Here is a 14,338-nt window from a genome sequence, read left to right on the forward strand (position 1 = left end):
AACATGACGGGAGACAAAAAAATGTACCTGACTCAAGCGTTACATCGCGCGGTTCAACAAAAGCCTGAACGTATTGCTGTGCGCTACGGCAATCGGGCCTGGACCTTCCGCCAACTTGGAGACCGTGTAGCCCGCCTGGCCGGTGCGCTACAACATCTGGGTATGAAAGAAGGCGACCGCGTCGCCATCCTTGCCCTGAACTGCGACCGCTATCTCGAATACCAGATGGCCGTCCCTTGGGGTGGCGGGGTACTTAACCCATGCAACACCCGCTGGTCCGCCTCGGAAACGCTGTACGCACTGAACGACTCAGGCTCTACGATCTTGCTCGTCGATGACACATTCTGTGACCTGGTCGAAAAAATCCGAAGCGACGCCACCACTCTACGCGAAGTGATTTACTGTGGGGATAATCAGGCACCTGCGGGCATGCACGACTATGAAACCTTATTAGCCACCCATGCCGCCATCGCTGATGTCATGCGCCGCGACGAGGATCTGGCCGGAATCTTCTATACAGGCGGCACCACCGGCTTTCCTAAAGGCGTCATGCTGAGCCACAGCAATTTGCTCAGCTCTGGCCTGGCCCTGCGAGCTGAAGGTATCGCGACTCCTGATGGCATCTATCTACATGCCGCCCCCATGTTCCACTTGGCCGACATGGGCATCGCCATGCCTCACTGGATCGAAGGCAATACTCAATCCATCATCACCGCGTTCTCTCCGGAAAAGGTGCTAGATACACTGGAGCGTGACCGCGTGACACACATGCTGCTGGTGCCGACCATGATCCAGATGCTGGTCGATCACCCGTCCATGCAGCAAGCCCGCGACTTAAGTGCACTGCAAACTATTATTTACGGGGCTTCGCCCATTTCTACGGCCGTCCTTGAGCGCGCCATGAAAGCCTTGCCTCACGTCAGTTTCATGCAGGCCTATGGCATGACCGAACTGTCTCCACTGGCAAGCATCTTGCCCGCCTTTCACCATACACATGAAGCACGCAGCCTCAACAAGCTGAAATCGGCTGGCCGCGCCAGCTTATGTACCGAAGTACGCATTGTGGACCCACTGGATCAAGAGGTTCCGCGTGGCACGGTGGGCGAGATTGTCGTACGTGGCCCCAATGTGATGCAGGGCTACTGGAACAAGCCTGAACAAACCGAACAAGCCCTGCGCAATGGCTGGATGCATACCGGTGACGGTGGTTACATGGATGAGGATGGTTTCATCTTTGTCGTGGATCGCCTGAAAGACATGATTATTAGCGGCGGCGAAAACATCTATTCCGTTGAAGTCGAAAACGCACTGGCCCAACACCCCAGCGTCGCCGCCTGTGCGGTCATTGGCATTCCCAGCCCCGAGTGGGGCGAAGCGGTCCATGCCGTCGTCGTTCTCAAGCCCGACGCATCGGTCCATGCTGGCGACCTGATGGCTCACTGCAAGACCCTGATTGCCAGCTACAAGTGCCCCCGCAGTGTCGTTTTCCAAGAGACTCTGCCCTTGTCAGGGGCCGGCAAGCTTCTCAAAACCGAGCTGCGCAAGCCCTACTGGGATCAGCAAGACCGAAAAATCAGCTAAGTCATTTCCATTTAAAGGAGTCTGTATGAGCTCTTCTGTCATCGTGGCCGGTGTCGGCATGATTCCCTTTACCAAGCCTGGGAGCAGTGAACCCTACCCCGTCATGGCTACCAAGGCCATTCGTGCCGCACTGGCTGACGCCCATCTGGGCTACGACAAAGTCCAGCAAGCCTACGCCGGGTATGTTTATGGAGACTCGACTGCAGGCCAGCGCGGGCTCTATGAAGTAGGCATGACAGGCATCCCTGTAATCAATGTGAATAACAACTGCTCGACCGGATCCACCGCTCTATATCTGGCACGTCAGGCGATTGCCAGCGGAGCGGCCGACTGTGTACTGGCCTTCGGCTTTGAACAGATGACACCCGGCGCGCTTGGCTCTGTATTCAATGACCGTCCCAGCCCGTTCGAGAAGTTCGATGCCATCACCGCTGAGCTGATTGATGTTCCCGATATCCCTTTCGCGCTGCGTTACTTTGGCGGTGCCGGCCTGGCCCATATGCAGGAGTTCGGCACCAAGTTGGAGACCTTTGCCAAAATACGTGCCAAAGCCAGCCAGCACGCTGCCAACAACCCACTGGCCCTGTTTCGGACTGTTGTCACTGCGGACGACGTCATGGCCTCCCACATGATCTGGCCTGGCGTCATGACCAAACTGATGGCTTGCCCACCCACCTGTGGTGCAGCTGCTGCGCTGCTGGTCTCCGAGTCGTTCGCCAGAAAACAAGGCCTGAATACGAATGTTCGTATCCGCGCCCAAGCCATGACGACCGACACGCCACCTACCTTCGACGCTCGGGACATGCGCGAAGTCGTGGGTTTCAGCATGACTCGCAACGCCGCTGAACAAGTCTACGAAGCAGCAGGTGTGGGGCCAACCGACATCAATGTCGTAGAGCTGCATGACTGCTTTGCCCACAACGAACTCATTACGTACGAAGCACTCGGTCTGTGCCCCATCGGCGGCGCCGAGAAATTTGTCTGCGATGGTGACAATACCTATGGTGGCCAGGTTGTCACCAATCCATCCGGTGGCCTGCTTTCCAAGGGACATCCACTGGGCGCAACCGGGCTGGCGCAGTGTACTGAGCTGGTTGAACAGCTAAGAGCCAATGCCGGGACTCGCCAAGTCGACGGGGCCCGGCTGGCACTTCAACACAACCTGGGTTTGGGCGGTGCCTGCGTCGTCACCCTGTATGAAAGGACACAATCATGATCGATAAGAAATGGATTGGTCATGAAGTCGGCCACTCGGTCTTGCCCATTGAACGCAGCCGTCTGCAGTTTTTTGCCAAGGCCATCGGTGACACCAACCCCATCTACACCGATCTGCAAGCCGCCAGACAAGCAGGCTATGCCGATTTGCCCGCTCCTCCTACCTTCCTGTTCGCTGCCGAACTGGACTCAGGTGCCCTATTCGGCCTGCTTGACCTGCTGCAAGTCCCTCATGCCAAGGTTTTGCACGGCGAAGAAGGTTTTGAATACTTTGGCTCGGTTGTCGCAGGCGATACCGTCACCGTCAGCTCTTATGTCAAAGATATTTATGACAAAAAAGGCGGTGCACTGGAATTTATTGAAATCGAATCGAATGTGTGGAACCAGCGCGGGGAGCAAGTGGCCCGAATGCGTTCCGTCACCGTCGTGCGCCACTGAAGGAGACACCATGAGCAGCATCAACTATGACGCGGTACAGGTGGGCGACAGCTTGCCCCCCTTGACGCTTGTCCCCGTGGATCGCCGCATGCTGGCGCTGTTTGCCGGTGCTTCGGGGGACCACCATCCCATTCATATCGATCTTGACTACGCCCGTCGTGCAGGGATGCCGGATGTTTTTGCACATGGCATGCTCGGCATGGCATGGCTAGGTCGTTTGCTTACCGGATGGGTAGAACAATCACAACTACGCCGCTTGGATGCCCGATTTCAAGGTATTACTCACCTGGGCCATGTCATGTGCTGCAGCGGGCATGTTATTGAAAAACAAGAGGTCAATGGTGAACGCTGCCTACGTATCGAGCTGCGCAGCACCAACCAATACGGACAAACCAAAATCGCGGGCGAAGCATTAATCGCTTTCCCTGATCTCTGAATCAAGAAAAACGGCAGGAGACACTCATGACCCAAAAACTCGACGGTAAAGTTGCCCTTGTCACTGGCTCTGGCCGAGGCATAGGCCGCTCAATTGCACTGAAACTGGCCAGTGAAGGCGCACGTTTACTGATCAACGACCTGGATGCCGAACCCGCTCAGGAGGTGGTTCAAGCGATCCGTGATATGGGCGGCGAGGCAGTCGCCTGCATGGGCAGCGTCACTTCCCCGGACTTTGCCGAGCGATTCATTGGCACAGCAGTCAGCGAGTATCAAGGGCTGGACATCATCATCAACAATGCCGGCTACACCTGGGATAGCGTCATTCAGAAAATGACTGACGAACAATGGTACGCCATGCTGGATTGCCACCTGACAGCACCCTTTCGCATTCTGCGAGCTGCACAACCGGTCATCCGCCGCCTGTCCAAGGCCGAAGGTGAGGCCGGTCAGCGTGTCATGCGCAAAGTGGTCAATATTTCTTCGGTTGCCGGTCTATTTGGCAATGCAGGCCAGGCGAACTACTCGGCGGCCAAGGCAGGAATCGTCGGCATGACACAAACCCTGGCAAAAGAATGGGGACGGATCAATGTCACCGTCAACTGCGTGGCTTACGGCTTAATCAACACCCGCCTGACCAGCAGTGTCGCAGGCGAGTCCACGACCAATATTGAAGGACGCGAAATCAAAGTCGGCGTAAATCCCGATTTGCTGGCTGCCATGGAGCGCAACATCCCCTTGGGTCGTGCCGGCACCCCAGACGAGGCGGCCGGAGCCGTTTACCTATTCTGCACTCCCGAATCGGATTACATCAGTGGCCAAACACTGCTTTGCAGTGGCGGCCTGACCGGTATTTAAAGAGGCCCACCATGCTACCGCAACTGCATCGCCATCCCTGGATGGATGAGGAGATTGAAGCTTTTCGCGAACAGGTGCGCCGCTATATTGCGGGCGAGCTGACGCCACACATGGACCATTGGCGACGCCAAGGCTACATTCCCCGCGAAGTCTGGCACACATTCGGACAGATGGGGTTTCTACTGCCAGAAATCGAAGAAACCTATGGCGGTGCAGGCGCAAGTCTGGCCTATCAGCTCGTCGTGCAAGATGAGCTGGCCAAAGCGGAAGTGCCCGCCACCACAGCCGTACACAGCATCGCCACGCATTACATACTGGACTACGGCACGGCTGCACAAAAACAACGCTGGCTGCCCAAACTGGTCAGTGGAGGGTTGCTGGCTGGCATCGCCATGACCGAACCCGGTTGCGGTTCAGACCTTCAGGCCTTACGTACCCGTGCGCGGCTTGAAGGAAATGAATACGTAATCGACGGCAGCAAAACCTTCATCACCAATGGCTTTACCGCCAATTTGCTGGTGGTGGCGGTACGTACCGGAGAGGCGGGCAGCCGAGGAGTCTCACTGATTATTCTGGAAACTGAAAATCTAGCTGGGTTCCAGGTGGGCAAACGTCTGGAGAAGCTGGGCCAGCATGCTTCCGATACCGCTGAACTGTCGTTTAACCATGTCAGAGTCCCGGTTGAACACCTGCTAGGCGAAACAGCAGGAAAGGGTTTTGCCCAGTTAATGAGCCAGCTTCCCTACGAGCGCCTGTTGCTGGCCGTTCCCGCTGCCGCCGTCATCGAGCGTGCTGTAGAGCTGACCCTGGAATACACGCAGCAACGCAAGGTGTTCGGCCAGACGCTCTATGAATTACAAAACACGCGCTTCAAACTGGCCGAGTGCGCCACTCTGGCCCATGTGGTGCGCACCTTTGTCAATGACTGCACCCAACGTTTGCTTGACGGTCAGCTTGATGACACTGCGGCCTATATGGCCAAGTGGTGGTGTACCGAACAACAGCACAAAGTCACGGACGAGTGCTTGCAGCTCTTTGGCGGCTACGGCTATATCACGGAATACCCGATTGCCAGAATGTACGCGGATGCCCGAGTACAACGTATCTACGGTGGTGCCAACGAAATCATGAAAGAACTGATTGCCAGAAGGCTGCCCGCATGATGCCGCCCCTGACTGGCATCCAGATTGTGGAGTTTGAGGGAATAGGGCCGGGGCCCTTGGCTGGCCGCATGCTGGCTGACATGGGCGCACAAGTGACGGTTATTGCTCGCCCCCAAAAAAGTGCCGTAGACGAACGGATGGGGGCCGCCACCAACCCCATGCGCCGTGGAAAAAGAACCGTAACGTTGGATCTGAAACAAGCTGACGATGTCGCCACCGCTTTACAACTGATCACCCAAGCAGACGCACTACTAGAAGGTAACCGTCCCGGCGTCATGGAAAAATTGGGCCTGGGCCCGGCTGACTGTGCTGCACACAACCCCCGGCTGGTATACGGCCGCATGACAGGCTGGGGACAATCCGGCCCCCTGGCACAGTCGGCAGGTCACGACCTGAACTACGTCGCGCTCACCGGCCTGCTGTCACTATCGGCACACAAGGGCCAAATGCCGATGGTGCCCCCCACTGTCGTAGGCGACGCTTCGGGGGCACTAGGCCTGGCCTTTGGCATGGTCTGCTCATTACTGGAGGCGCGCTCAAGCGGCAAGGGACGAGTCGTGGATGGGGCAATCGTCGATGTGCTGGCGATGCTCGGCAGTATCGCCCAGTGGGTCCGTGCCAGCGGACAACTCGATGGAGTTTCACCCAGCCCCTTTCACGACTCGCCTTTTTACGATGTGTATCGTTGCGTCGATGGCGGTTTTATAACGCTCGCAGCCTTGGAGCCGCAATTCTATGCCTTGGCGCTGAGCAAGCTGGGCTTAAGCGATGTGGACCCGGCCGCGCAGTATGACACGCGTCAGTGGCCAGATTTCAAAGCCCGGCTGACACGCCTCTTTGCCAGCCAAACACGAGCGCACTGGTGTGCGCTTCTGGAGGGCACGGATGCCTGTTTCGCACCGGTACTGAGCCTGAAAGAGGCCGCCTGCCACCCCCACAATGTGGCACGCGGCATCTACCACACCGCCGCCGACAACAGCATACAGGTTGCCGCTGCCCCACGCTTTCTTCCCTTAATCACGTCGTCTGACACAGGCGCCGAACGTCATGAGCAACGCTAGGGGCAGCATGTCTGTCAAGCGGGAAAAAACCAGATCAACACCCAATTGCGTCGCCACCATGACGCACACAGGAGAAATCATATGCAGCAATCCGATGGAGTCGCCTGGGGTGTAACCGAGAGCGTGGGTCGGATCGTGCTCAAACGGCACGAATACGCCAACACACTTTCACACGCAACCAGCCAGGCTTTGATACAAGCCATCAATAGTGTGCTCGACCAACAGCCACGCGTTGTTCTTCTTGCAGCCGAGGGAAAGATCTTTTGTGCTGGAGGTGACATTGCCGAGTTCGCTGCCGCTGGTCCAGCCCTTGCAGATTTAGTTGACGATATCCTTGAACCACTACACCCCGCACTGTATCGCCTGGCAACAGCCCCCATGCCTGTCATTTCGGTACTGAACGGGCCTATCGGGGGTGCAGGCATCGGTCTAGCACTGTGTGCGGACTTTGTACTGGCTGCGCAATCGGTCAAGCTTCGTACTGGCTACGCCGCACTGGGTTTATCGCCAGACCTGGGAGCCTCGTACTTTCTGGCTCGTCGCGTTGGCGCAATACGCGCCCAGCAATGGCTGATGCTTAGCCAAACCATCAATGCCCAAGACTGTCTGACTCACGGTGTGGTGGATGTACTCTACCCAGAGAATGAATTGACACAAGCAGCAGAGGACTTGGCGACACGACTGTCGCAATCTGCCCGTGCCTCGTTAACCAGCATTAAAACCTTATGCTCCGGTCTGCCCGCCCGCGACTTACACACCCATCTTCAACTGGAGCACCAGTTTCTTACAGCATGCGCACGCCGCACGGATGCACAGGAAGGAATACACGCGTTCATCGAGCGGCGAGCACCCCGCTTTACAGGGAACTGATGCCGTTTTGCCGTGCTACGCACAAAAAAAAGAGCGCCAGATCAGCGCTCCTGAAAAGGGGGACTACAAACAGGAACTTAAATAATGAGGGGCGTCAAAAATACCGCCAGAATCACGGCCATTACCAAGCGCATGACGATACCCAAGGTCGCAGCCAGCATGACTTCTTTTTCATTCAGATCTGAACACTCGGCCCAGACCACCGGAATCTGTCCAAATACCGCCGATAAGGGCAGGCCGGACGAGGCCAGAACGAACGCCCCCACGACCAGGGAGGGATCCAGTGTCGAGGCAATAGCCTGCAATTTACCCATTGCCAGTGTCGGGCTGACCAGGATGGCCAACACGCCCGTTTCGGGATGAATGTTCAAGGCCAGCAAACCACGTTCAAGCACATCGCTGATCGGAGCCCAAATGCCGATATGTTCCAGCAAGCCAATGACACAGAACACCAAGGCCACGGCCGGAATCAGGATCAGCAGCAACAATTCCACCCCTTCACGGGCCGCCTTGAACAGCATGGGCGCAAAATCAATATTCGGCGTGAAACGAGGCGCAGCCAGCAAATCCACCGAACGGACGTTGCGATAAACCAGCCGTGACAACAGCAGGGGGGACAGCAGCAAGGGGCCAAAGACCGCAATCAGCACCACGGCAAAGACATTCACTCCAGCAAAGGTCAATGCCATCATGCCCAGCATGAAGGTCGAGAAAGATTGCTGGGACTGCACCATCGTGGCAACCGCAATTTTCTGCTCGTCTTTGGTCGCCCCTGCCTGGCGCAACAAGGGCCCCGAGATACGACCAGCCGCATTGATATCGCCAAAAATGTTGTACACGCTGGGAATGATGACGGCCGGATTGATCCCGATAGCCCGCATCGCCGGCATAAAAACCCGCATCATGGCATCGGTAAAGCCCAGACGCTCCAGCAGCCGCCCAATAATGACGCTGATAATGACCGCCACCCCAACCTGCCCGGTCAAAAACACATCCACCACAACGGGTTTGACCTTGTTCAACACGGTATCAAAGGCACCGGACAAGGTAGCGGGAAAGAAAAACAGCGTCAGCATGGCCGCAGCCAACAAGCTCAGGCCCACCACCTCGATACGCTCCAAAGGACGGCGGCCCGCAGGCGGTGAATGCACAACCTTATCGATTTCTATTGTTTTGTTATCCATGTCTGTCTCCGTTCAGGAAGCTGGATTTACTGGAAGCTCAGCACGTTCTTGCCCATGAGATGGGCAGTCGAGAAATGCCGGGCGTATTCACGCAAACGGGTCCCCCCCACTTGATGCACCGGCGTAGACGTCACCCGATCGCGGAACATCACCACCTCGACACCATCGAGCAAGGCGCTCAAGGCATAAGCCAGTGGCAGTCCGTTCTCCAGAATTTCCAGTACATGGCTGTTGCCCACCAGGAAATTCAGCCCCAGTTCACGGGCGCATTCAATCAAGGCATGGCCGTCATAGACTCGGCTAATCGACGCCAGCACCGTATCCACTCCTGGGTTCTGAGCAACTGCCTGGCGCAGATGTTCAGGACTGAATCCCGTATGCGGGAAGATATGCAAAATACGGCTGACTGGACTGCTACGTTCGCCCAGTCGAATCGCACCGCGCGTCAAGGTGCTGGTCTCCAGAATATTCTCGTTGTCCTTGATGCGACGCTCGGCCTGCAAGATCTGATCTTCCAGATCCAGCCCCATGAAACCGTCCAGCCTATCGAGCATATCGCCCAAGGTTTTCACCCCTTCCAAGGGCTCGCCCACGAACATTACATTGCCATGAATACCTCCATAGGCGATATCACTTTTAGCCACTTTGTGGCCATGCAGATACGCAATGCCCGGATGCAAGCCATGAAATGCCTCATGACACTCCAGCGCTGCCACGCCATACAGGTCCAGATAATCCTTCAGGGTCACGCCCCCACAACTGGCGGCATCTGCGATGGGATGGTGCGCCACAATGGCATCCACCCCGGTCGCGCCGGCCAACTCAATACTCAGTTCGGACATGGTCATGCACACGGCCACCTTGCGCACTTCCTTGTTGGGGTCTCCATGAATCAGCCCCGGAATTTCCAGCACTTCCTTGCCGTAAATTCCCGAGGACTTCCAGATCACGAAAGGATGATGGCCGCACTTGACCTCATCCATACAGGACACCATGCGTCCCCCCGTAATGACATTCAACGCATCCAGCAAATCGGCTACATAGGCCATGATTTTGTCTCCAAATAAAAAGCCGGCCTCAGGCCCTGGGAAATCCCAGGGTCCGAGGCCGGCGGTATGCGAGCACTTCCTGTCGGCAACTTCCCCAAGCGGGCCGGTCAGGGCCTGGGCTCGGTTCCAAAGCCAATTGCACACCGGGCAATCCACTCTGGACGGAAGGACAACAAGACTGTCTACCAGTCAGCTTCTTTTTATCGATTCGGAACTCAGGGCAGCGGTTTGCACCGGCGCCACTGCGTTCACACTCCTTTTTGCAACAACACCATGGTGGAAGACAACTGCGCTGTCGCGTCGTAATCCTTGAAAATGGCGACGACATCCAAGCCATACTCTTCCACCAAAACCTGCTTCATCTCCTTTTTGAAAGCCTTGATCAGGTACAGATCGGCCAGATCGGCAATATGCGCATTTTCACGGCTCAGCGTCTGCAGGGCAGGCTGGCGTTTGTGAACGGCCAGCATGCTGATCCTGTCCTCGAGCACATCAATCTTTAGCGTCACCACACCTGAGGCAAAAATACTGCTGTTAATGCGGTTGTAGTCCCGGGTCAGCGCCTGCTTGAATTCGCCCATAGAAGAAAAGCCTGCCATCACCATTGCCTACCCCCAACCTATTTGAATTATTGTCGTTTACTCGTGTTCAGCGACCGCCTCCTGCGCCATCTTGCCATGCTGATAACGGCGATACGCCAAACCAGCAACAGCAATATCTTCAATCGCCACACCCACTGATTTATACACGCAAATACCCTGTGCGTCGTAACCTTGTCCACGCTCCAATTGCAACCAATCGCTTAACTCGGATACCTTGCCCTGAATGCCGCAATCGGCTGCAGCCAGAATCAGATCCCCGGCCTCAGCAAGCGTCTGCTCCCCCCACTCCACAATGATCTTGCCTGCTCGCTGCAAGCAAACATCATCCAGCTCCCGCGCCGTGGGCAGACTAGAACCAACAGCCGCGACAAAGCAACCTGGTTTGAGCGTACGCCCATCAAACAAGGGCTCACGGCTGCGACTGGCGGTAACCAGAATATCTGCCTGAACCGCGATCTCATCAGGGCGTGCTGCACGTACCGGTACGCCACAGTCCAGCTCCAGCTTGCGGCAACGCTCCTGATCCACATTCGGGCTCCAGACCAGCACACGGCGCAAATCAAAAGCCTGGCAAAACTGCTGGACATGCGCGGTGCCCTGAGCCCCGAGCCCCAGCACTCCCAAGGTTCGAGATTGGGGGTTTGCCCCCCGCTGTGCGGCCAGCACCGAGCACGCGGCAGTACGCCACTGCGTAATCGCACCGGCATCCAGCGTTGCCAAGGTTTGTCCACTGCGCGCATCAAACAGCACAATCACAAAGTTGAACCTGCCGTGTACGGTCGTATAAATTTTGGCCCCAGCGACTTGCTGGCCTGAGATAACCGCCCCCAAGGTAGATAAGCGCGTATCGCCCACCTGCGTGCGCACACGACGTTGCTGCGCCGCCTGCCCCTGTCCAAACTCAAGAAAAGCCTGCTCCAGCACCTGCTGTACCGCAGGCGCATCCAGCAGTGTGTGTAATTGCTTATCGGTCAAATGCAGCATGGGCGGCTCCTTTTACCAGCTCACCGTCACGTCACCGCGCACAAAAGTCTGGCACGCCATACGAAAACCCTCTGCCAGATCCTGCTCGGACAAGTGTTTATGTTCCTTGGCCTTGACCTCATCCGTATTGCTCAGCCCTTCCGTAATTCGGCACTTGCAGGTACCGCAGATACCGCCCCCGCACTTGAACGGGATGCCGCCTCGCTCGCGAATCGAAACCCGCAGCAAATTGCTGTTCTCGGCGGCAGACACCACCAAATCATTATTCGACGCAAATGTAATCTGAACCATATTCTGCTACCTCAGGATTGCTGCTTTACCAGGGGCTGCGTCCCTGTTTTGTGACCCGTAAGCTCACATTGGCGCAACTCGGCCTGTAGGCTGCCAAAGTGCGTCAATCCGGCCAGTTCTTCATAAGCCTGCTCGGCTGTGGCAAATTTTTCCATTTGCCGAGTAGGAATGTCATTGACCGTGCCATTTGGCGTCTCTTCCACAATGCGAACCCGCGACCCGTCCTGGATACGCGCAATGGCAAACACCGCTTTGAAACGACCCTGAAAATGGTATTCATACGCCGCCACCATTTCCACGCCCACACCCGGCTCCGTACGGTATTCGCCTGGCTTGCTCGTTAGCACCACATACATCACTGCACCTCCTGTATCTCTGCCTGCTCCAGAACGATGTCCTGGTTAATCCACAACTGGCACGCCAGCCGCCAGCCCTGATCCAGCCGCTCGCCTAATTGCTTTTTCTCTTTCCAGTTGGCCGCTGGCAGATGCTCAGCCCCCTCCAGCACCCGACACGCACATTTGGCGCACTTGCCCATCCCACAGCCATAGGTCAGATAAGGAAAAGGAAACTGCTTGATCCCTGCCCGGACCACCAAATTGGTGTTCTCCTGCACCTCGCCCACATGTGTCTGGCCGTTTTTATGAAAAGTAATGGTTGGCATAAGACCTCCTGCTTGCTGCCAATGATGCGACCGGATTGCGAGCCCTGACCGCCTGAAAAAAAACAAGAACGGTATACCAAGTTAAAAATTGCACTTTTCCCACAACAGATTTCTTTAGTTTTAGATACAGTTTCCTGCCTATTTGAGTAGAAACCCCTATTGCGGTATACTTAATTCAATTCAACCCCTAAACGAGATTGCCATGAAAACCCCCGTCGAACTTCGCTACTTGCAGCGTCCCGTCGGCGAGCAGTTGCTGCCACATCTGGCTCAGCGCAAGCATCTACGCCGTCGTATTCCGCTCATCAATCTGCCCTCACTCACTGAACTGTTTGGCAGCCGAAAAAAGCGCGAACCCGAAGTCGCCCAAGATCAGCTCCCACACAGCGCCTAAGCAAGAGAAGGCTCTGCCGAGCGGCTATCGGACTGAAAGTTGAACGCATCGGCATACATGAACTGCTCATTGGCACCATGCTCCTTGAACAAGCCACGGGCCTGCTCAATCATCACGGGTGAGCCACACAAGTAAATGGCATGCTCAGACAGGTCAGGTTCATCCTGGCATACCTGTTGTTGCACATAGCCCCGAGCGCCTTGCCAGCTCTCGTCGGCATGCGAGAGCACAGGCACGAAACGGAATTCGCACAAGCGGTCTGCCCAGGATTCGATCTCCTTGGCCAGATACAAATCCTCGGGTCGGTTCATGCCCCAGTACAGGCTCACAGGTGGGCAGTCGTCCTTGTCCAGCAAGGACTCCAGAATCGCCTTGATCGGTGCAATACCCGTACCGGTTGCCACCATGACCATGGGTCGCCAGTCGCGCTCGCGCCAATAGAACACCCCCAAAGGCATCTCCAGCAGCAGCTCGTCTCCAGCCTTCAGGCCGGGCAAACACACTTGGGTAAAACGGCCGCCTTCCACTTCCCGTACATGCAGTTCAATACGCCCATGGGCCGCATCGGCATTGGCCATGGAAAAACTGCGCGCACGCCCGTCCTCGAACAAGATGTTCAGATACTGACCAGGACGGAACTGCACGTGTACGTCCTGGGGTAACTGCAAGGTCAAGCGCCAGATTCCTTGGCACGCCCGCTCCACGCTATGCACCTGCGCCCTGACCTGCTGCGTGTCAGGCAGCTCATCACGATGGGCGGCCAGACTGATTTCAATATCCGCATCCAGTCGAGCCTGACAGGCGGCGGCATGGCCCTGCTCGTGCTCCTCATCGGCAATACTCATGGGCAGGCAGTCGTCCTCGTAACAAACCTTCCCTCGGGTAACCTGAATGCGGCAGGTACCGCAACCGCCAAACTCACAGTCGCTATAAATGCGCACGCCTTGCCGCTGAGCGGCCTGCAAGAGGGTCTCTTGCGGCTCTACCCAGAACTGCTCGCCGGTTTCCTTGATGTCGACACGATGGGCCATGACCCGTCCTCCTGATGCCACTATTTCTTGATGTCCGCCTGAACCAGCACGTCCAGACCCTCTGCCTTCAAGGCCTCGGCCAAGGCCTGCAAGCCGGCCACACCGGCTGCCGTGTCCTGCTCGCCGTTACCGCCGCTCAGGCCAATACCACCGATTACTTCCCCATTGACCACAATGGGGTAGCCGCCCACAAAGGCCGCAAAGCGTCCCTCAAAGCTGAGCTGAATCCCGAAGGCCTCGTTACCAGGCAGTGCCGGACCATTGGGCGCTTGCGTGAACAAATGGGTGGAGCGCTTGTGGCCGGCAGCGGTAAACGCCTTGTTCCAGGCAATTTGTGCGCCAGTGATACGTGCCCCATCCATGCGCTCCATCACGATGGGATAGCCCCCTTCGTCAACCACGCAAACAGTCTCCAGCACGCCAATCTCTTTGGATTTGGCAATCGCCGCGTCCACCATCAAGCGCGCTTCGCGCTGTTCGAGACGTAGGATTTTTTTCATAAGTCTTCCCAGTATTTC

General features: G+C 56.5%; 18 protein-coding genes. 9 read left to right on the forward strand and 9 right to left on the reverse strand.

Features of this window, described 5'->3' with window-relative positions; all coding sequences use genetic code 11:
- The first annotated feature begins 21 nt into the window (after positions 1–21).
- The 8 genes from LNA76_RS15860 (at position 22) to LNA76_RS15895 (ending at position 7,621) form a co-directional block, all read left to right on the forward strand.
- Positions 22–1,581, forward strand: a complete 1,560-nt coding sequence (locus tag LNA76_RS15860) for an acyl-CoA synthetase (RefSeq protein WP_230019432.1) — start codon at positions 22–24, stop codon at positions 1,579–1,581.
- A gap of 25 nt (positions 1,582–1,606) precedes the next feature.
- Positions 1,607–2,797 carry a lipid-transfer protein gene (locus LNA76_RS15865; protein WP_230019433.1) on the forward strand — a complete coding sequence of 397 codons (1,191 nt, stop codon included), beginning with the start codon at positions 1,607–1,609 and terminating at the stop codon, positions 2,795–2,797.
- Positions 2,794–3,234: a MaoC family dehydratase N-terminal domain-containing protein gene (locus LNA76_RS15870; RefSeq protein WP_230019434.1), complete on the forward strand. Its 441-nt coding sequence runs from the start codon at positions 2,794–2,796 to the stop codon at positions 3,232–3,234. The genes LNA76_RS15865 and LNA76_RS15870 overlap by 4 nt, the downstream gene beginning before the upstream one ends.
- A gap of 10 nt (positions 3,235–3,244) precedes the next feature.
- Positions 3,245–3,670, forward strand: a complete 426-nt coding sequence (locus tag LNA76_RS15875) for a MaoC family dehydratase (protein ID WP_230019435.1) — start codon at positions 3,245–3,247, stop codon at positions 3,668–3,670.
- A gap of 26 nt (positions 3,671–3,696) precedes the next feature.
- On the forward strand, positions 3,697–4,527 hold the full coding sequence (locus LNA76_RS15880; protein WP_230019436.1) for an SDR family NAD(P)-dependent oxidoreductase: 831 nt from the start codon (positions 3,697–3,699) through the stop codon (positions 4,525–4,527).
- Positions 4,528–4,538: 11 nt separating this feature from the next.
- Positions 4,539–5,690 (forward strand): acyl-CoA dehydrogenase family protein, encoded by a 1,152-nt coding sequence (locus LNA76_RS15885; protein WP_230019437.1) that lies wholly within the window; start codon positions 4,539–4,541, stop codon positions 5,688–5,690.
- Positions 5,687–6,751, forward strand: a complete 1,065-nt coding sequence (locus LNA76_RS15890; RefSeq protein ID WP_230019438.1) for a CaiB/BaiF CoA transferase family protein — start codon at positions 5,687–5,689, stop codon at positions 6,749–6,751. The genes LNA76_RS15885 and LNA76_RS15890 overlap by 4 nt, the downstream gene beginning before the upstream one ends.
- Positions 6,752–6,832: 81 nt before the next feature.
- Entirely contained in the window at positions 6,833–7,621 is a 789-nt protein-coding gene (locus tag LNA76_RS15895) for an enoyl-CoA hydratase/isomerase family protein (RefSeq protein WP_230019439.1), read from the forward strand.
- 77 nt (positions 7,622–7,698) lie between these two features.
- Here LNA76_RS15895 and LNA76_RS15900 read toward each other — a convergent pair whose 3' ends face one another.
- From LNA76_RS15900 to LNA76_RS15930, 7 genes are all read right to left on the reverse strand, one after another.
- Entirely contained in the window at positions 7,699–8,805 is a 1,107-nt protein-coding gene (locus tag LNA76_RS15900) for a hypothetical protein (RefSeq protein WP_094198100.1), read from the reverse strand.
- Positions 8,806–8,831: 26 nt separating this feature from the next.
- Complete coding sequence (locus LNA76_RS15905) at positions 8,832–9,854, reverse strand: Nif3-like dinuclear metal center hexameric protein (protein WP_108728343.1); 1,023 nt, start codon at positions 9,852–9,854, stop codon at positions 8,832–8,834.
- A 248-nt stretch (positions 9,855–10,102) separates the two neighbouring features.
- Positions 10,103–10,453: a DUF2294 domain-containing protein gene (locus tag LNA76_RS15910; RefSeq protein WP_121740200.1), complete on the reverse strand. Its 351-nt coding sequence runs from the start codon at positions 10,451–10,453 to the stop codon at positions 10,103–10,105.
- A 39-nt stretch (positions 10,454–10,492) separates the two neighbouring features.
- Entirely contained in the window at positions 10,493–11,440 is a 948-nt protein-coding gene (locus LNA76_RS15915) for an ornithine cyclodeaminase family protein (RefSeq protein WP_230019440.1), read from the reverse strand.
- A gap of 12 nt (positions 11,441–11,452) precedes the next feature.
- Positions 11,453–11,731, reverse strand: coding sequence for a 2Fe-2S iron-sulfur cluster-binding protein (locus LNA76_RS15920; RefSeq protein WP_009457378.1), 279 nt, complete (start codon positions 11,729–11,731; stop codon positions 11,453–11,455).
- Positions 11,732–11,742: 11 nt separating this feature from the next.
- A complete protein-coding gene (locus LNA76_RS15925) occupies positions 11,743–12,087 on the reverse strand; it encodes a ferredoxin (protein ID WP_230019441.1) in 345 nt (114 codons plus the stop codon).
- Positions 12,087–12,395: a 2Fe-2S iron-sulfur cluster-binding protein gene (locus LNA76_RS15930; protein ID WP_094198105.1), complete on the reverse strand. Its 309-nt coding sequence runs from the start codon at positions 12,393–12,395 to the stop codon at positions 12,087–12,089. The genes LNA76_RS15925 and LNA76_RS15930 overlap by 1 nt, the downstream gene beginning before the upstream one ends.
- Positions 12,396–12,597: 202 nt before the next feature.
- Between LNA76_RS15930 and LNA76_RS15935 the strand changes: the two genes are divergently transcribed.
- A complete protein-coding gene (locus LNA76_RS15935; RefSeq protein ID WP_094198106.1) occupies positions 12,598–12,789 on the forward strand; it encodes a hypothetical protein in 192 nt (63 codons plus the stop codon).
- On the opposite strand, the gene LNA76_RS15940 is transcribed toward LNA76_RS15935, so the two are convergent.
- Positions 12,786–13,820: a 2Fe-2S iron-sulfur cluster-binding protein gene (locus LNA76_RS15940; RefSeq protein ID WP_108728340.1), complete on the reverse strand. Its 1,035-nt coding sequence runs from the start codon at positions 13,818–13,820 to the stop codon at positions 12,786–12,788. The two genes, LNA76_RS15935 and LNA76_RS15940, sit on opposite strands and share 4 nt — an antisense overlap.
- A 20-nt stretch (positions 13,821–13,840) precedes the next feature.
- Complete coding sequence (locus LNA76_RS15945) at positions 13,841–14,320, reverse strand: GlcG/HbpS family heme-binding protein (protein WP_094198108.1); 480 nt, start codon at positions 14,318–14,320, stop codon at positions 13,841–13,843.
- Positions 14,321–14,338: the final 18 nt, after the last annotated feature.

The organism is Alcaligenes sp. MMA, from assembly GCF_020907215.1.
Lineage (GTDB): Bacteria > Pseudomonadota > Gammaproteobacteria > Burkholderiales > Burkholderiaceae_B > Alcaligenes > Alcaligenes aquatilis.